Consider the following 15,979-nt stretch of genomic DNA (forward strand, 5'->3'; position numbering starts at 1 on the left):
TTCGTCTCTTCCGACAACAGTTCATCGTGCGAAATATCGCGAAACATCGGATCGTCGATATAGACCGTCGTGACGCCCAGTCGTTTAAGGGTGCTAATCATATATACGGTAAGCTGTACGCCGGTCGAGAGCAGCACGGCTCCGTTCGAGGAAAAAATCGTCTTGCCCAATATTTGTCCCGGTTCTACCGTTTCTATGTCGACTAATTTCATATCGGTTTCTCTCCTGCCTCGATCTCGATGTTCGTCTTTGTTGCGTTTAACCTGTATTTCGGCAAAAGAGAAGAGGAAATGAAGGCAAGAAGGATGAAATGCCTCTCATTTCCTCGGAAATAATCTATTAGTTGCTCCGTTGTTCGAGCGCTCTGTCGATTGCGCCCAGCACTTCGACGCTCTCTTCTCCTTCTCGCGCCTCACGCAGTCCTTCCAGCGCTTCGGGAGTAGCGATGCGCCCGAGCGCCCAGGCGGCGGACTCTCTCAGCTCCGGACGGGGATCGTTGCGCAGGACGGTCACAATGTCCGGCACGGACTCCGCGTCGCGGAAATTGCCCAATCCGATCAGCGCGTTGCGCTGAATCGGCTTGCGTCCCCTCCACGCCGCCGAACTGGAACCGAACTTCTCCTTGAATTCCCGATTGCCCATCGACAGCAGCGGACGAAGCAGAGGCTTGACCACTTCGGGATCGGGCAGCAGCTCGACATGATGACGGATGTCGACTTTGCGGTTAACCGGGCAGACGATCTGACACGTATCGCAGCCGTACAAGCGGTTGCCGATCTTAAGCTTCATCTCGTCGTCCACGAATCCCTTGGTTTGGGTAATGAAGGAGATGCAGCGTTGGGCGTTCAGCTGACCGGGGCCGACGAGCGCTCCCGTCGGGCAGGCGTCGATGCACAGCGTGCAGTCGCCGCAATCGTCGGGCAAGGAGCTGTCGGGAGGCAGCGGCAGACTGGTAATCATTTCTCCCAGGTACATCCACGAGCCCAGCTCCGGGGACAGCACCGAGCAGTTTTTGCCGCTCCAGCCGATGCCGGCCCGTTCGGCCACGGCCCGGTCCGACAGCGCGCCGGTATCGACCATCGGCAGCAGCATGGCATCCGGCACTCGTTCCAGAATCCATTCGGACAGGTTCGCCATCCGCCTCCTGAGCGCCTGATGATAATCTTCGCCCCATGCGGAACGCGCCAAAATACCGCGTCTTCGTCCCGGCACCGATACGGGGGCGTTCTTCAGCTTCGTCGGATAGGCGACCGCAATCGCGATAATCGACTTCGCTTCGGGCATGTGCAGCGAAGGATCCGTCCTCAAGTCGAGATCCGGCTCCTCGAAGCCGGATTCGTGTCCCCGTTCGCGGTGGCGGATCAACCGTTCCTTCAACTCGTGGAAAGGCTCCGCCGTCGTTACGCCCAGCTTGTCGATGCCCAGACCGGGCGCCGCCTCGAGCAGCTCTTCCTTTAATTGCTTCCAATAACGATAATCCCTGTTCATGCGCAATCGCTCACAGCTTCTTAATTCGGGTGATCGGCCATACGATCAGATCCGCCCGACCCTCGACGAGCTCTTCGGACACTTCCTTGAACGCTCTGCTGTCCTTGCTCGCATTCCGATGACGGTTATCCCCCATCACGAAATAGTGGCCTGAGCTGACCGTCGTCGGCCCGAAGTTCCCGTCCTCGATCTTCGAATCCGTATACGGCTCCACCTTCAGCTCTCCGTTAATATAGAGCTCCCCGTCGCGAATTTCCACTTGGTCCCCGGGAACGCCGATGATCCGTTTGACCAAGTACTCTTTGCCTTCCTCGCTCCCGCTCGGATCTTTGAAAATAACGACGTCTCCGCGCTCCAGACTTCCGAGCCGCAAGGCGATCTTGTTCAAGAACAGCCATTCGTCCTCGTGAAGGGTCGGCTCCATCGATATTTTCTTCACCGTCGACAGCTGGAAGACGAAAGCCTTGAGAAGCAGCACGATCGCCGCCGCGATGATGAGCGCCTTCGCCCAGTCCCACAGCTCTTTCCGCCATCCGGTCAACAGCGGTCCCCGGTCTCGGGACTTCTGCGCTTTCGGAGCTTTCTGAACCTTGGAAGCCGAGCGGCTTCTTCCTTCGGGAACTCCCGTATCCATTCCTTCCGTCATGTGGCCCGTTCCCCTCCTTCTGCATTCATCTGCTTTTTCCACTGCTCGTAATAGAAGCGGGCCGCGGCGGCGTCGAAAGGAAAAGCTCCGACCCCGATATCCGCGCGGAGCGCTCGCAGCTCCGACTCTATCCGCTCCTCCACCGCCGCTCCGTAACGATATGAAGCTTTGTGGGCGTCATACTCGTCGCGGTCCAGCTCCGTCGCCGTTCCGTCCGGCAGAACCACGATATCCAGATCGTAATCGATATAAGTCAGCACGTCTCCGTACCTGTAAGGAGGAGAAGCCAAATTGCAATAGTAGCGAACGCCTTCCTCCTCCAGCAACGCGACGACGTTATACCAGCGTTCGGGGAGAAAATAAGTGACGGCGGGAATGCGGCTCGACCATTCTCGTCCGTTCGATTCCTGAACCGTCGTATGTTCGTTGATCAATACCCATGCCTTGCGGGGATCCAGTCCCTCATGCAGCCGATTCGCGGGAACTTGCCAATTCTCGAGCCATACCCGATGCAAGGAACCGTCATGCTTAAAGCTCTTGATCACGCACTTCGAATATTGCCCGTCCGCGCTTTCCGTCATGGCTCGTCCCTCCCTGCGGTTCTGGTTGATCGAGCAGCTCCGAATCTGCCCGCGCGATGCGTGTAATATAAGAAAAGCATATCTCCCCGCCAAAAGCAATGGCGTTAAAGATATGCTTTCCATGAACCTCTGCTCGAATCAGCCTGCTACGATCGCAAGCGGCTGTGTTAACTGAACGGTATTGACAGACATGAGTCCGAGCGAATCGTAGAAAGGGCGAAGCAACTCGTTGTGCTTGTCCTCCGCGACCAACACCTTCAATACGTTGCGCTGCCTGAACCGGTTGCTCATATGAGAAACAAGCTGCCGTCCGACGCCCTGGCGTCTGAACTGATCCCGAACCGCAATGCGATAGACATACCCCTTGTGATGGTCAATCGTTCCGATCAATACGCCGACGATGTTTCCGGCCGATTCCGCCACGAGCACCAATTCGCTGTCCCAGGACAATTGGCGGGCGAAAGCTCCCATCGTCTCTTCGCAGCATTCTTCCGATAATACCTCTTCCAGAAGCTCCGCGACCAACTTGTAGTCTGACAATTGGAAAGAACGAATCTGCATGCTGTCTAATCCTCCGAGCATTCAGTTTTACATCCCGTTAACGGTCTCTTCATTTTACGACAAATTGGCGAAAATTCTAGTTCTTTTCTTAAAATAAGCTAAATTTTTTTTGTAAAACTGCTAGATAACGAGATGAAAACGCTTTATTAACGAGGTATACGCCCATTCATTCATTATAACTGCCAAATTAGACTGTTTTTCGCCATTTATGGCGAATAATCGTGATCGAAAAGGACATAATGAAGAGGTTGCAGGTCGCCGCCAACCCCCTTCTTCGTCCTTCTCGAGACTTTTTATACATTTATGTTGATTTAATCCGAAGGATATTGGATAATAAAGACTGTGAGCGATTAGGCTACATATCGCAATCCCATTTTAGGAGGTAATTGACCATGGCACACGAATTACCGGCACTTCCTTACGCGACTAACGCGCTTGAGCCGCACATCGACGCAACGACGATGGAGATCCATCACGGCCGTCACCACAACACTTACGTAACGAACCTGAACAACGCTTTGAAATCCGCTCCAGAGCTGGAAAGCAAGAGTGTTGAAGAGCTGATCTCCGACCTGAACGCCGTTCCGGAAAGCATCCGCACCGCGGTTCGCAACAACGGCGGAGGACACGCCAACCACAGCCTGTTCTGGGCAACGATCAGCCCAAGCGGCGGCGGACAACCGACCGGCGCTCTGGCCGCGGCGATCGACGCCGAGCTGGGCGGATTCGATAAATTCAAGGAAACGTTCGCGGCTGCCGCGACGACCCGCTTCGGCTCCGGCTGGGCATGGCTCGCGCTCGGCCAAGACGGCAAGCTGAAAGTATACAGCCTGCCTAACCAAGACAGCCCGATCATGGAAGGCGACAAGCCGCTGCTTGGACTGGACGTATGGGAGCACGCTTACTATCTGAAGTACCAGAACAAGCGTCCGGATTACATCGCCGCATTCTGGAACGTCGTGGACTGGAACGCAGTCGGCGCGAGCTACGATTCCGCGAAGTAATCGACATGCCAAAAGCGCATGAACCTCCGTTTCGGAGAGTCATGCGCTTTTTTTAATGAACGGCGTCCTCTTCCAGCAATCCGTTCAAATCCGCCGTCACCGTATCGATCATGTGTACGAACGAGGACAGCTCCTGCGAGCTTGCCGCCTGTTCCCGCGAGAAGCGCACCGTCTCCTCGCTGCCGTGCTTGACCTCGTCAAGAGAAGAGCGGATTTCCTTCAGCTTGCTCTGGATCGCGACCAGCGACTGCTTGGAGCTCATGGCCAGCTTGCGAATTTCGTTGGCGACGACTTCGAAGCCGAGCCCGGCTTCTCCGGCGCGCGCCGCTTCCAGCGCCGCATTCAGGCCGATGAGATGCGACTGGTCGGAAATCTCCCGCATCGTCGTTCCAAGCTGGCTGATCTCGTCGATGCTGCCCGCCAGCTCCCGTACCTTCGCGTGGGAATTCTCCTGAACGGACGCCGTATGCGAAGCGTTCGACGCGACGAGATTGCTGCTGGCGCTCAGTTGCACCATCATCGAGGACAGCTCCTGGACGACCGAGCTCACCTTGGTCAGCATATATTGGCGCGATTCCACCAACCTCTCGATTTTCGCTTTCTCGTCTTCCTCGTAGGCTTCGAGCACGATCTGGGAATCGAGGTTGAACATTTTGCTCAGCGAATGAACCGACTTGACCCAATCTTCCGGATCGACCCGCTTCAGATGCTTCGTCGCCAAATCCAAATATAGAATATAAGTACCTAGATACCAATTCGTCGTTAAGCCGATCTTCGAATGAACTTTGCCGATATACAGCCTCTTGCTGAAGAAAGCCTCGTCGATCTCGCCGGCCGTCATCGATTGGAAGTACCAGCGCTGCGTCTCCTTGAGCCGCTCGATCGTGCTATGTCCGTTGATCAGTCTCAGCAGCTCCGGCTGCTCGATGATTTTCGCGTAGAGCTCGTCCACCACTTGGTTCGTAATCTCCGCGAACTGAGCTTCCTTAGACTTCAATAACGCCAGATCTTCCTCCGAGATGCCGATGTACTTCAATTGCTTGAGCCTCGAATCGCTGACTTGAATCAAGCAGTTCCCCCCTTGTCGGTTATCTCTTACTAGAGTGGCTTGAAACCGTCCGTTCGTCAAGCACACCTTCGATATTGTTCGATTACGCGATGCAGAAACCGCTGGCCGCCAGTAGTTTGTCCGTTCTCAGCAGCACCGTAAGCTCGTCTCCGCGCTTGTGGATGCCCCTGATAAATTCGGATGCGACGTTCGCGATCGCCGCGGGAGTCGTCTCGACTTCGCTGTCCGGCATATTGAACACTTCCGTTACGGAATCCACGAGCACCCCGATATCGCTTCCGCCTTCCCTCATGACGATGACTCGAGATTCTTCCCCGATCGGCAGCGGAGAGAGACCAAGACATTGCGCCAGATCGACGACAGGCAGCAGCGAGCCTCTCAGGTTGAACATGCCGAGCATCTCCGGCGACGTCGACGCCACTTGCAACAGGGCCGGCACGCGGATGATCTCTTTGACCTGCCCGATGTCGAGCGCATAGCGCTGGTCGCCCAGCATGAATGTGACCCTTTTCTCGGTATGCACGGATTTGACCGCATGCCTGCCGACCCGTCCGGGATCGATCACCGTTCCCGCATCGCGGACAACGGCGTTCACATCCAGAATGTAAGCAATGCTGCCATTTCCCAGAATCGAAGACCCCGAGACGTACGGAACCTGTCCCAGGTAAGCGGACAACGGCTTCATGACGATCTCTTGGTTGGCCACGAGCCGGTCCACGTACAGGCATACGCGCCGCTCCGCCGCCCCGATCATGACCGCATACCCCTTGCCCGCGCGCGCAGGCTCCGTGCGCAGCTTGCCGTGCAACCTGACAAGCGGGAAAATGTCGCCTCTGACCGTGCAAATTTCTTTGCCATGAACGCTCTGGATGTTCGCGGAGGATAATTGGAACGTCTCCAGAACGTGGACGAGCGGGATCGCGACGGTATGTTTGCCCAGCTCGACGAGCAGCGACCGCGTAATGGCCAGCGTCAGCGGCAGCTTGATCGTAATCTCCGTCCCTTGGCCAAGAGTCGTGTCGATGTCGATCAGCCCGTTCAGCTTCTCGATCTGCGTTCGCACGATGTCCATGCCGACTCCCCGTCCGGACAGCTCGGTCACTTGCTCCGCGGTAGACATTCCCGAGTGGAAAATAAGCGCGATAAGTTCTTTGTCCGACAGCCTCGCGGCTTCCAGCTCGGTGATGAAGCCTTTATGAACGGCCTTGCGCTTGACCTTCTCCGGATCGATGCCGCGGCCGTCGTCCTTCACGCGAATGACGATCGCGTTCTCCTGGTGGCTCGCCTGTAGCAGCAGCAGTCCTTTGCGCGGCTTGCCGAGCTTCTCGCGCTCGTCGGGAGATTCGATTCCGTGGTCGGCCGCGTTGCGCAAAATATGTATGAGCGGATCGCCGATCTCCTCGATAAGCGTCCGATCGAGCTCCGTCTCCTTGCCCTCGATCGTGAATTGAATCTCCTTGCCCGCCTGCTGGGACAGATCCCTGACCAGCCTCGGGAACCGATTGAACAGCTGCTCGATCGGCAGCATCCGGGTTTTCATCATCCCCTCCTGAAGCTCGGCGATGACGCGGTTCAGATGATCCGTCACTTCGCCCAGCGTCGCGACGTCCTGGTCCTGCTTGTCGCGCTCGCCCAGCTTCCTGCGAACCTCCTGCAGCCGGGTGTTGTCGATAATCAGCTCCCCGACCAGGTTAAGCAGATGCTCCAGCCGCTTTACGTCTACGCGAACCGTCTGCTGGATCGACGCCTTGCCTTCCGCGCTTGCTTCCAGCTTGCCCGCAGGGGCTGACGGAAGCGATGCCGACGAAACGGATGCGACCGCATCCGGCGCAGCCGTCGGGGCAGATGCGGCAGGACCCGATGCGGAAACGGGAGCCGCGTCGAGCGCAGCGACAGAAGCGGCGACCGGAGCCGCATGCTCGTCCAGGAAAGCTTCTGCCTTCGTCCGGCCGCGCTCCCTGCCCGGCTGAGGAAACGACTCGATCAGCTGTACGTTAACGTCGTTAATTTGCGACAGCTGCAGCACGTTGCTCCCGATCGTTTCGGGCGGATGCCCGGAAGCGATCACGTACGAGATCGGGCCGGACAGCAGCAGCTCCTCGTTCTCCCAGTCGGCCAGCGACGGCTTCAGAGCGATCACTTCGCCGGTCTCGCTGAGCGTGCGATGCACGAGCATGGCGCGTACCGTCGGCATATCCGCTCCTGCCGTCAACGTCACCGATACCAGATAGAGCGGTACGCCTTCCTCTCTCTTGCGCGCCATCTCCTCCAACTCGGTCTGGGCCCATCCGGACTCCGTACCCTCGCAGCCGTTCAACTCCGGCAATCCGTCGGTCTCTTCTTTTCCGGCCGACACGGCCGGGCGGCCCGACAAGCAATCGTTCAAGGCGATAAGAAGCGTTCCGTGCGGCTGCTCTTCCGTCCGCCCCTGCCTCAACGCTTCGCGCTGCGATTTCAGATAGTCGATGCAATCGAACAGCGTGTTGATGAGCGTGGAGCTCAGCGACAGCCTGTCCTGGCGCAGCAGGTCGAATACGCTCTCCACCCTGTGCGTCACTTCCTTCATCTGATGGAAGCCCATCGCCGCCGAAGAACCTTTTAACGTATGCGCGGCGCGGAATATTTTCTGAATCGTATCCTGTTGATTGCCGCCGCTCTCCAGCTCGAGAATGGAGTGGTCCAGCGTCAGAAGCTGCTCTTCCAACTCGTCCAGGAAGACGCTCAAATAGGTCGAAGCGAAGTGGTCCATCCGATTACAGCTCCCCTCTTAAGCCTAGCACGGCTTTCAAATCCAAGATGCTTACCAGCCGATCGCCCAGCTTGCCGATGCCCGACAAATAGTCGCGCGACGCGACCGCGGAACTATCCGTCGCCGGGGGCAGAATCTCGTCGAAGGACGCTACTTGATCAACGCTGTCCACGCCTATTCCGATATCGTCCGCTTCCGAGCTCACGATGACGATGCGCGCGGAGGATCCCTGCTCGGCTTCCTCCGCCCCGAACCGGGCGCTTAACCCGATAACGGGAACGATTCTGCCGCGCAAGTTGATGACTCCTTTGACGAAGGGCTTGTCGCACGGCACCTCCGTAATCGGCTGCACCTTGATGATCTCCTGAATCTCCGAGATCGACAGCGCGTATTTTTCCCCGTTCAGACCTAAGACGATATAGTTTTTCATGGCGCTTCCTCTCTCCTACACTCTGAAAATCGACACGTTCTCGTTCAACTTCTCGGACAGGCGGGCCAGCGAATTGGACGAGCTCGCCGCCTCTTCCGCCGCGGCCGCGGACTGCTGACTGGCCGCCGCGATCAATTCGACCGCGCGCAGAACCTCGTCGGACTGCGCGGCCTGCTGCTCGCTGGACGCCGCGATCTCGGACACTTGCCCGGCCGTCTCCGTCACCATGCCGACGATGCGCTCGAACGTCCGTCCGGTCGCCGCCGACAATCCGGCCGCCTCTTCCACCGCTTTGACGCTTTGTAAGGGTTTTGCCGCTGACGACCGCGATGCGTTGTTAAACCTCGGTCTCCGCCGGCAGCCGAATGATGCAATCCAATATATTCATTAACTCCCCGCGCGATTGGTAGAGAAAGCCCATCAGGGAATCCTGGAGCTTGTCCGTCTGAAGCGTCGCATTAAGCCAAACTTGGCGATTCAGAATCACGATGGATAGCTCGTATTTGGAAGGATATCTTTTGATTTCCTCGTAAATCGTCGTTTTCAGATAAGCCTCCGGCAAGATCAGCGAATACATAAGCGCAGGATATTCGGGATCCATGTCCCTGATTTGAAATTGCTCTCTCAAAGGGTAGTTCCGCTTGTGCCAACGGTAACCGAACGACACCGCATCTTCTTCCCACACCGGCTCGTACATGTTGATCGCCTCCAGGAAAAGCTGTCTGTAAAACTGTATTAGCTTCACTTCATGCCTCCTCAACTAGGATGTCAGCTTGCATAACTGACGGCCGCCTCCTTGCTTGCGTCTGATTCGTTTCCTCATCTTCCTTTACTGTAAGGCGGAATTATTAAATCTTGTGCTTACTGAATATGAGACAGATATGTTTTTCGCTAACCGAATCGTACAGTTGTTAAGAAATTGTTTGGGCGTCGGACGAACGGGCTCAAACGCAAAAAAACCAAGGCGCATAAAGCGCCTTGGCGAGCCTCCGCGCAGCCTGGCTTAACAGCCCGGCTTATCGTCGCAGAGTAAGAAGGAAATATTCCGTTAACCATTTGCGAAACACGTTCGGCCACGCGTAGTTCTCGAACTCTTCCGGCCCGACCCAGCGGTAGCCGGTCCTGTCGGCCACGTATTGCTCCTCCAGCGCCGAGGCGCCCAGCACTTTGATTTTCCAGACGAGGTGGGTGAAAATATGCTGCGTCTCCCCGACGACCTCGCCGGATGCCGCCTTCACAAGGACGCCGTCTTCCGCAAGGGCCGCCTCCAGCAGCGCCGCCCCTTCCTCCGGCCGAGTCCACGCGTCCTCGTCCGGCGCTTCGATGTGCGGAAGCTCCCACATTTGCGCCAGCAGTCCCGTCTCGGGCCGCTGCCGAACGAGCACCTTGCCGGCGTACGCTCCGCTCCCCTCGATCAGGGCGGCCCAGCGGAGCACCGGTCTCGCCTTCTTGGCCTTCGTCTTCACCGGGAGCTCCCGCTCCTTGCCCTGAAGCCGACTCACGCATCTCGCGCCTACGGGACACTCCGGGCAGGACGGGGATTTCGGCGTGCACACCATGGCCCCCAGCTCCATCAGCGCCTGATTGAAGTCGGCGGCCTGCCCTTCCGGTATAAGCGACTGAGCCAGCTCTTCCATCCCGATCCGCGTCGCCGGGCGGGCGATGTCGTCCTCAAGGCAGAAGTATCGGGACAGCACCCTCATCACGTTGCCGTCCACGGCCGGTTCCGGCTGATCGTAAGCGATGCTGAGAATCGCGCCCGTCGTATACGGACCGACGCCTTTCAGCGCGGACACCTCCGCTTTGCTCCGGGGTACTTCTCCCCCGTAGCGCTCGGCCACCTCCCGCGCGGCCGCTTGCAAATTGCGCGCTCTGGAGTAGTAGCCCAATCCTTCCCAATGCTTCAGCACGTCGTCCTCCGGCGCCTCAGCCAGATGCCGAAGCGTCGGAAAACGGTCCACGAACCGGTTGAAATACGGAATGACCGTATCCACGCGAGTCTGCTGAAGCATGATTTCGGACACCCAAATGTAATAAGGATCCCGGCTTCTTCTCCAGGGCAGGTCGCGCCGCGCCTTGCGATACCACCGCAGCAAGCCTTCGCCGAAATACCGTTTATCGTCCGTTGCCGTCAACGCGATTTCCCCTCTTCCCTCTCGTTGCTGTCCGCTCCCGATGAAGCCGCGATGAACGCCGCCTGCTTGCGGAAGCGGCTTGGCGTCAATCCCGTATGCGCCTTGAACATTCTGGAGAAGTAATAGATTTGCATGCCGACTTGCCCGGCGACCGAGGATACGTTGCTGTCGGGCTTCAGAAGCAGGCTCTTGGCGATCTCCATCCGTCTGAGATTCACGTACTGAATCGGCGAATAGCCGAGAATCCCTTTGAAAAACACGATAAAATAATTCGGGTGCAAGTAGACCTGCCTGGCCATGTTCTCGACCGTTATGTTGTCCGCGAGATGCTCGTCGATGTACTTCAGCACCCTATCTATCTTCTGCAGATCGTCGGTGGGAGCCGTGTTGTCGATCAGCGAGAGACTGTCCAAATAATAGCTGATCAGCTCCAGCATCGCCGCCTTGATCTTAAGCTTGGAGGTCAGGCCGTTGCGCGCCAGCTCCTCGAACAGGCGGACGAAGAATCCCGATACCGCATCCTCGTCTTCCACCCGGATATGAAACGGAATCTGCAGCGCCCGGTACAAGTCCCGATCCTCATAGCTGCTGCGAAAATGGCACCATTGAAGCGTCGCCGACTCGCCTTGCTCCAGTACGATGCGATGCGGCATGCCCGCCAATAAAACAAACAGCTTGCCGTTCTCCAGCGGAATCTCCTTGTTCTGGGCGATCAGCTTGCCTTCGCCCGAAGATCTGACGAACAAGAAGCGATGGCAATCGTATACGGTGTCCTTGTCCTTCAGAACCGAAGCGTCCAGTACCGTTTCCGCCGCCGCGGCCACCTCGAGATTCATCTGTTCGAAATGCTTCATCATGATCGTGATATAATTCGTTCTCATCATCAATGCCCCATTATCCGGATAAAATTAAATTTCATCCCATTAACATTATTCCATTATACGTCACGAATAGCGAAGCGTAAATTACCATATCATAATCATCAACCCAATAAATAACAGCCCGGCAGAATGCGTTGCCGGACTGGTGTCGCTCATAGCTTTTCGATTAGGGCGGTAGCCGCCGCGAGCGCGCGTTCGTGCGTAATCGCGATATGCAGCCGATAATTCGGATCTTCCCATCCGAGACGCGCGATCGCGGCGGAAGACAGCCTGCACACGGGCTTGCCAAGCTCATCGGCGATCACCTCGATATCCTGGAAACCCACCGTTGCTCCGATCCCGCATCCCAACGCCTTCACGACCGCTTCCTTGGCGGCGAATCTGCCGCTGGCGTATTCCAACGCCCGCCGCGGCGGCAGGGCTTCCCAGGCCTTCCGCTCCGCAGGCGTCAGCACCCTGCCGATAAACCTAGACCCGCTGCGCCCCGCGAGAATGTTCGCCATCCGCGCCGTCTCCACGACATCCAGACCGATTCCGACAATCATGCCGTGCGGTCAGATTCCCGGAATCGGCTGGCGCTTATGCTGCGTGCGCAAGTAGCGCTGCTCGAGGTTTTCCCTGGCTTGCGGATCGATATCCTTGCCTTCCAGATAGGCGCTGTTGTCGTCGTAAGTGACCCCCAGCTCTCCCTCGTCGGTCTGGCCTTCCCACAGCCCTGCGGTCGGAGCCTTGTCGACGACGCTGGCGGGCACGCCGAGACGGCGGGCCAGCTCCCGGACTTGACGCTTGTTCAGCGTGCTCAGCGGGGTAATGTCGACGGCGCCGTCCCCCCACTTCGTGAAGAAGCCCGTAAGCGCCTCGGAAGCGTGGTCCGTGCCTACGACGAGCAGGTTCAGATCGAAGGCGAGCGCGTACTGCACGACCATTCTCGTACGGGCTTTGACGTTCCCCTTGCCGCCCCGGCTCATATGGCGGTGGATCTGCAGGGCTTTGAACGCGTGCTCCGTTTCAAGCGCGATCTCGTCGACCGCGTCCTCGATGTTCGTCTCCGCTTTATGCGTCAGCTTGAACGCTTCGGCCACTTCGTAGCTGTGATGAATGTCCTCTTGCTCGCCGTAAGGCTGGAACACGCCGAGCGTTATGTAGTCCTTGCCCGTCTCCCGCGACAATTCGTCCGTTGCGAGCTTGCACAGTCCGGTCGCCACCGCGCTGTCCACTCCGCCGCTGATCGCGATCAACAGCCCGGTCGCTCCGGCCTGCACGACGTAATCTTTCAAGAACTGGACTCTCCGCCTGATCTCTTCGTCGACGTCGATCGTCGGCTTAACGCCAAGCTTCTCGATAATCTCTTGCTGAAGCGTCGTCATCTTACGCCAACCTCCTTAATCGCAAAAAATATCCCGGCGGCTCGGGCGCGAGCGGCCTCTGCCTCCGGGAACGGCTTTCTTACCGGCAATAACGGTCGAAAGCATCGGTCAAATCGGCCGCGATCTCCGCCGCGCTGCGATTCTCGATCTGATGTCTCTCGATGAAGTGCACGAGTTCTCCGTCTTTCATCAGCGCGATCGAAGGAGAGGATGGCGGGTACGGCAGGAAATACTCCCGCGCTTTCGCCGTCGCTTCCTTGTCCTGGCCCGCGAACACCGTGAACAGATGATCGGGCACGGCGTCGTGCTTCAGCGCTTCGGCGACTCCCGGACGGCATTGTCCCGCGGCGCAGCCGCACACGGAGTTCACGACGACAAGCGCCGTGCCGGCAGCCCCGGGAAGGTTCTCTTCGACTTCCTCCGGAGTTCTCAGCTCCTGAATGCCGATCCGCGTCAAGTCGTCGCGCATCGGTTGAATCATATCCAGCATATATCTTTCGAAAGACATCGACATAATAAGGCGCCTCTCTTTCCCAACGAGAAATTGGCGGCATGCACGTTCCGCTGAGTTTCATTATACCGCGCCGCCGCAAGCTCCGTCAAAGCTCTTGGGCCTGCAAGCGGCCCCTGCTTCGATCGGCGCATCGCAATTGGCGCGACTCAGGGCTCGTCCAACACTTCCGGCACCGGGTAACCGGCGTCCTCGTCGGCGTCGATGGCCGAACCGGTGGAGTGCGTCGGATGCGAGAACGGCCGGGAAGAAGAGACCCCCTTCTCGAACAAATCGCGATTTTCGCTGGTCAGAAACCCGATATCCTTGTAAGGATGCACCCACTGCTCCCCCGCCATGACGGACGGGTCCGTCTCCGCGCTCCACCGTTCCAGGGGAGATTGCTCCGACTCGTAATCGTGGTCTCCGATCACGACGCCGTGCTCGTTCACGAACGGCTCCCTCGGCCCCCTGCCTTGGCGGAACTCCGGCCGGAACTCGATCTCGAACGGATCCAATTCCGGATCGTCGCGCCCCGGCGCGGGAATTGCTCCCGCGTAGGGCTTGTCCTTCCTCCCGTGGCCGCCCATGGTCAGGTCGAGGGACGGTTGGGACCGTCGAGTTTCTTGTCGAAGGCGGGGGATAGCGGAGAAGCTTTGCTCTTGCTGCGATCTTCGGCCGATCGTCCGGACTTCGACGATCCTTCGTTTCTGGGCATGGAAACATCCTCCTTGTCTGGTCGTTTCCTCCGTAGTGTAACCGAAACGGCAGCGGTTATCCGCTTGCGGCAAGCCTCAGCTTGCGGACTTCGCGAACGAGACGATGAAGGTCGTTCCTTCGCCGACCGTCGATTCCACGTGGATTTTGCCATGGTGACGCTCCACGATGCTCAAGCACAACGCCAGGCCGAGGCCGGTACCGTTCGTCTTCGTCGTGAAGAACGGCTCGAACAGCCGCTTCAGCTTCTCCTGAGGAATGCCGACGCCGTTGTCGCTGACGCGCAGCTGCACCGCGTCCGGAAGGTTCAGCGTCTCGATTCTCAGCACGCCCTTGTCGTTCATCGCCTCCATGCCGTTGCGGGACAAATTAAGCACAAGCTGCTTCATCTCTTTGCTGTTCATCGGAATCGGCTCCACACTGTCGTCCGTTCGCAGATCGATAATCTGTCCCCGCATGTTAGCGTCCGCCCAGATCAGAGGAAGGAGATCGCCCAACAGCTCGTTCAGGTTGGAAGGTTCCTTCTCGACGATGCGGTTCTGCGCCAGCGACAGAAAATCGTTGATGATCGCGTTCGTGCGGTCCAGCTCCTCCAACACGATGCGAAAATACGTTTTCTGCTCCGCCGGGCTGCGCTCGTTAAGCAGCTGCACGAATCCGCGAATCACCGCCAGCGGATTGCGGATCTCGTGCGTGATGCTCGCCGCCATCTGTCCGACCAGGCTCAGTCTCTCCATTCTGTCGACCTCGTCCTTCAGCCGATGAAGCTCGGTGACGTCGTGGCCGATGAACAGCACCCCGTCCGTTCCCTGGGAGGGCATGTCCTTGATCGAGCAGTAGATCGTATAGAACATACGGTCGTTCAGCCTGAGAATGTCCGTCAGCTTCTCTTCGCCCTGCAAAATCCTTTCCACGGGATCGTAGTCGAGCCTCGTGTCCAATCGTTCGAGAAGCAGCGAGAACTTCCTCTGCAGCAGATCGCTCCTCCCGAGCGGAGCGGCGAGGGTCAACGTCATATCGTTCACGTGGGTAATTTTTCCCTGGGTATCGAAAAACATGACCATAAGCGGCGAGTTGTCGATGAATTGCTGCAACCTGCGCATCTCTTTGCGATATTTCAACGATACGTCGCGCAGCTGCAGCTGGAGCTGGATTCTCTCGAAGCTCAATTCGATGAAATGCGCGCACAACACCGTCACGGCAACGAAGACGGATATGAAGGCGACCAGCACGCCCGCGATCTCGGGCAGGTCCAGCAACCTTCCCGGCATGCCGACAGTGTAGGCCGCCATCTGGAACAACGAGAGAGACAAGCATAAATATAGGATAACCTTAAGCTTTCCTCTGCGATGGCGGGAGCCGTACCCGGGAATCTTCGAGAACAGCAAGGGAACGTAAGCCGCCAGGAAACCGATAAACACGAAGTACTCCCAGCGGTAAGCGATCTCCCCAAGGTGCGTAAAGATATATATAACCAGCAGCCCGAAAGCGATCGGGACGCCGCCATAGATCGAACCGATCAGAAACGGAACGTGGCGCAGATCAAAATGGACTCCGTGGTTGTTCACCGTCGTAAAGTTCATGTTCAAGAGCATGGCCAGCCCGCAGCAAATTCCGATGAAAATGTGCGAGTAGCCGGTTCTCTCCGGCTTGTCGTACCAAACCATGAACATAAAAACGGGAAGAAATGCAATCAGGATCTGCAGCAACGATTCTTTCCACATCCAGCGAACCTCCCGTAGCGACGGATCGGCCTCTACCCATTCGTATCCATTCTTATCCATATTAATCGTAAAGACAATTTACTAGACGATTTTCTAGACGAATCACTTAGATTAAAGCACATCTCTCCATGGGTTAC

At 57.5% G+C, this 15,979-nt stretch carries 18 protein-coding genes and 1 pseudogene; 1 reads left to right on the forward strand and 18 read right to left on the reverse strand.

Annotated features, from left to right (window positions below; translation table 11 throughout):
* The 5 genes and pseudogenes from ACESLM_RS23630 to ACESLM_RS23650 form a co-directional block, all read right to left on the reverse strand.
* Positions 1–212, reverse strand: a pseudogene (locus ACESLM_RS23630) (HD-GYP domain-containing protein); the annotation flags it as partial.
* 127 nt (positions 213–339) lie between these two features.
* Positions 340–1,488 (reverse strand): tRNA epoxyqueuosine(34) reductase QueG, encoded by a 1,149-nt coding sequence (gene queG / locus ACESLM_RS23635; protein ID WP_372635120.1) that lies wholly within the window; start codon positions 1,486–1,488, stop codon positions 340–342.
* 10 nt (positions 1,489–1,498) lie between these two features.
* A complete protein-coding gene (lepB, locus tag ACESLM_RS23640) occupies positions 1,499–2,134 on the reverse strand; it encodes a signal peptidase I (RefSeq protein ID WP_372635123.1) in 636 nt (211 codons plus the stop codon).
* Complete coding sequence (locus tag ACESLM_RS23645) at positions 2,131–2,715, reverse strand: DUF402 domain-containing protein (RefSeq protein ID WP_372635126.1); 585 nt, start codon at positions 2,713–2,715, stop codon at positions 2,131–2,133. The genes lepB and ACESLM_RS23645 overlap by 4 nt, the downstream gene beginning before the upstream one ends.
* 138 nt (positions 2,716–2,853) lie before the next feature.
* The gene (locus ACESLM_RS23650; RefSeq protein WP_094046857.1) at positions 2,854–3,276 is read right to left on the reverse strand and encodes a GNAT family N-acetyltransferase; all 423 of its coding nucleotides are present in this window, start codon (positions 3,274–3,276) and stop codon (positions 2,854–2,856) included.
* Positions 3,277–3,668: 392 nt separating this feature from the next.
* Here ACESLM_RS23650 and ACESLM_RS23655 point away from each other — a divergent pair, with 392 nt between their 5' ends.
* Complete coding sequence (locus ACESLM_RS23655; RefSeq protein WP_094046856.1) at positions 3,669–4,280, forward strand: superoxide dismutase; 612 nt, start codon at positions 3,669–3,671, stop codon at positions 4,278–4,280.
* Between the two features lie 52 nt (positions 4,281–4,332).
* Here the strand turns inward: ACESLM_RS23655 and ACESLM_RS23660 are convergent, their stop codons facing one another.
* From ACESLM_RS23660 to ACESLM_RS23720, 13 genes are all read right to left on the reverse strand, one after another.
* Positions 4,333–5,349: a protoglobin domain-containing protein gene (locus tag ACESLM_RS23660; protein ID WP_372635130.1), complete on the reverse strand. Its 1,017-nt coding sequence runs from the start codon at positions 5,347–5,349 to the stop codon at positions 4,333–4,335.
* Between the two features lie 82 nt (positions 5,350–5,431).
* The gene (locus ACESLM_RS23665; protein WP_372635133.1) at positions 5,432–8,098 is read right to left on the reverse strand and encodes a chemotaxis protein CheW; all 2,667 of its coding nucleotides are present in this window, start codon (positions 8,096–8,098) and stop codon (positions 5,432–5,434) included.
* 4 nt (positions 8,099–8,102) lie between these two features.
* Entirely contained in the window at positions 8,103–8,528 is a 426-nt protein-coding gene (locus tag ACESLM_RS23670; protein WP_372635135.1) for a chemotaxis protein CheW, read from the reverse strand.
* Positions 8,529–8,543: 15 nt separating this feature from the next.
* The gene (locus ACESLM_RS23675) at positions 8,544–8,798 is read right to left on the reverse strand and encodes a hypothetical protein (protein WP_372635138.1); all 255 of its coding nucleotides are present in this window, start codon (positions 8,796–8,798) and stop codon (positions 8,544–8,546) included.
* A gap of 67 nt (positions 8,799–8,865) precedes the next feature.
* The gene (locus ACESLM_RS23680) at positions 8,866–9,273 is read right to left on the reverse strand and encodes a hypothetical protein (protein ID WP_372635141.1); all 408 of its coding nucleotides are present in this window, start codon (positions 9,271–9,273) and stop codon (positions 8,866–8,868) included.
* A gap of 271 nt (positions 9,274–9,544) precedes the next feature.
* Positions 9,545–10,663: an A/G-specific adenine glycosylase gene (mutY, locus tag ACESLM_RS23685; protein WP_372635144.1), complete on the reverse strand. Its 1,119-nt coding sequence runs from the start codon at positions 10,661–10,663 to the stop codon at positions 9,545–9,547.
* Positions 10,660–11,544: a helix-turn-helix domain-containing protein gene (locus tag ACESLM_RS23690; RefSeq protein WP_372635146.1), complete on the reverse strand. Its 885-nt coding sequence runs from the start codon at positions 11,542–11,544 to the stop codon at positions 10,660–10,662. Before ACESLM_RS23690 ends, mutY begins: the two co-directional genes overlap by 4 nt.
* 152 nt (positions 11,545–11,696) lie before the next feature.
* Complete coding sequence (gene acpS / locus ACESLM_RS23695; RefSeq protein WP_372635149.1) at positions 11,697–12,089, reverse strand: holo-ACP synthase; 393 nt, start codon at positions 12,087–12,089, stop codon at positions 11,697–11,699.
* Positions 12,090–12,098: 9 nt separating this feature from the next.
* Entirely contained in the window at positions 12,099–12,911 is an 813-nt protein-coding gene (gene nadE, locus ACESLM_RS23700) for an ammonia-dependent NAD(+) synthetase (RefSeq protein ID WP_372635152.1), read from the reverse strand.
* 79 nt (positions 12,912–12,990) lie between these two features.
* The gene (locus ACESLM_RS23705) at positions 12,991–13,425 is read right to left on the reverse strand and encodes a BrxA/BrxB family bacilliredoxin (protein WP_094046846.1); all 435 of its coding nucleotides are present in this window, start codon (positions 13,423–13,425) and stop codon (positions 12,991–12,993) included.
* A gap of 146 nt (positions 13,426–13,571) precedes the next feature.
* A complete protein-coding gene (locus ACESLM_RS23710) occupies positions 13,572–13,991 on the reverse strand; it encodes a DUF3905 domain-containing protein (RefSeq protein WP_372635155.1) in 420 nt (139 codons plus the stop codon).
* Between the two features lie 2 nt (positions 13,992–13,993).
* Positions 13,994–14,119, reverse strand: coding sequence for a hypothetical protein (locus ACESLM_RS23715; protein ID WP_372635158.1), 126 nt, complete (start codon positions 14,117–14,119; stop codon positions 13,994–13,996).
* 76 nt (positions 14,120–14,195) lie between these two features.
* Positions 14,196–15,842, reverse strand: a complete 1,647-nt coding sequence (locus ACESLM_RS23720) for an ATP-binding protein (protein WP_372635160.1) — start codon at positions 15,840–15,842, stop codon at positions 14,196–14,198.
* Between the last annotated feature and the right edge of the window lie 137 nt (positions 15,843–15,979).

Origin of the sequence: Cohnella sp., assembly GCF_041641335.1 — a bacterium.
Classification (GTDB): domain Bacteria; phylum Bacillota; class Bacilli; order Paenibacillales; family Paenibacillaceae; genus Cohnella.

Excerpts from the sequence above, each read along its gene's own strand:
- ACESLM_RS23665 (WP_372635133.1), bottom strand. The coding sequence starts at position 8,098 with ATGGACCACTTCGCTTCGACCTATTTGAGCGTCTTCCTGGACGAGTTG.
- ACESLM_RS23645 (WP_372635126.1), bottom strand. The coding sequence starts at position 2,715 with ATGACGGAAAGCGCGGACGGGCAATATTCGAAGTGCGTGATCAAGAGC.
- ACESLM_RS23720 (WP_372635160.1), bottom strand. The coding sequence starts at position 15,842 with ATGTGGAAAGAATCGTTGCTGCAGATCCTGATTGCATTTCTTCCCGTT.
- ACESLM_RS23705 (WP_094046846.1), bottom strand. The coding sequence starts at position 13,425 with ATGTCGATGTCTTTCGAAAGATATATGCTGGATATGATTCAACCGATG.
- acpS (WP_372635149.1), bottom strand. The coding sequence starts at position 12,089 with ATGATTGTCGGAATCGGTCTGGATGTCGTGGAGACGGCGCGGATGGCG.
- ACESLM_RS23690 (WP_372635146.1), bottom strand. The coding sequence starts at position 11,544 with ATGAGAACGAATTATATCACGATCATGATGAAGCATTTCGAACAGATG.
- ACESLM_RS23715 (WP_372635158.1), bottom strand. The coding sequence starts at position 14,119 with ATGCCCAGAAACGAAGGATCGTCGAAGTCCGGACGATCGGCCGAAGAT.
- queG (WP_372635120.1), bottom strand. The coding sequence starts at position 1,488 with ATGAACAGGGATTATCGTTATTGGAAGCAATTAAAGGAAGAGCTGCTC.
- ACESLM_RS23655 (WP_094046856.1), top strand. The coding sequence starts at position 3,669 with ATGGCACACGAATTACCGGCACTTCCTTACGCGACTAACGCGCTTGAG.
- ACESLM_RS23710 (WP_372635155.1), bottom strand. The coding sequence starts at position 13,991 with ATGGGCGGCCACGGGAGGAAGGACAAGCCCTACGCGGGAGCAATTCCC.
- nadE (WP_372635152.1), bottom strand. The coding sequence starts at position 12,911 with ATGACGACGCTTCAGCAAGAGATTATCGAGAAGCTTGGCGTTAAGCCG.
- ACESLM_RS23650 (WP_094046857.1), bottom strand. The coding sequence starts at position 3,276 with ATGCAGATTCGTTCTTTCCAATTGTCAGACTACAAGTTGGTCGCGGAG.
- lepB (WP_372635123.1), bottom strand. The coding sequence starts at position 2,134 with ATGACGGAAGGAATGGATACGGGAGTTCCCGAAGGAAGAAGCCGCTCG.
- ACESLM_RS23670 (WP_372635135.1), bottom strand. The coding sequence starts at position 8,528 with ATGAAAAACTATATCGTCTTAGGTCTGAACGGGGAAAAATACGCGCTG.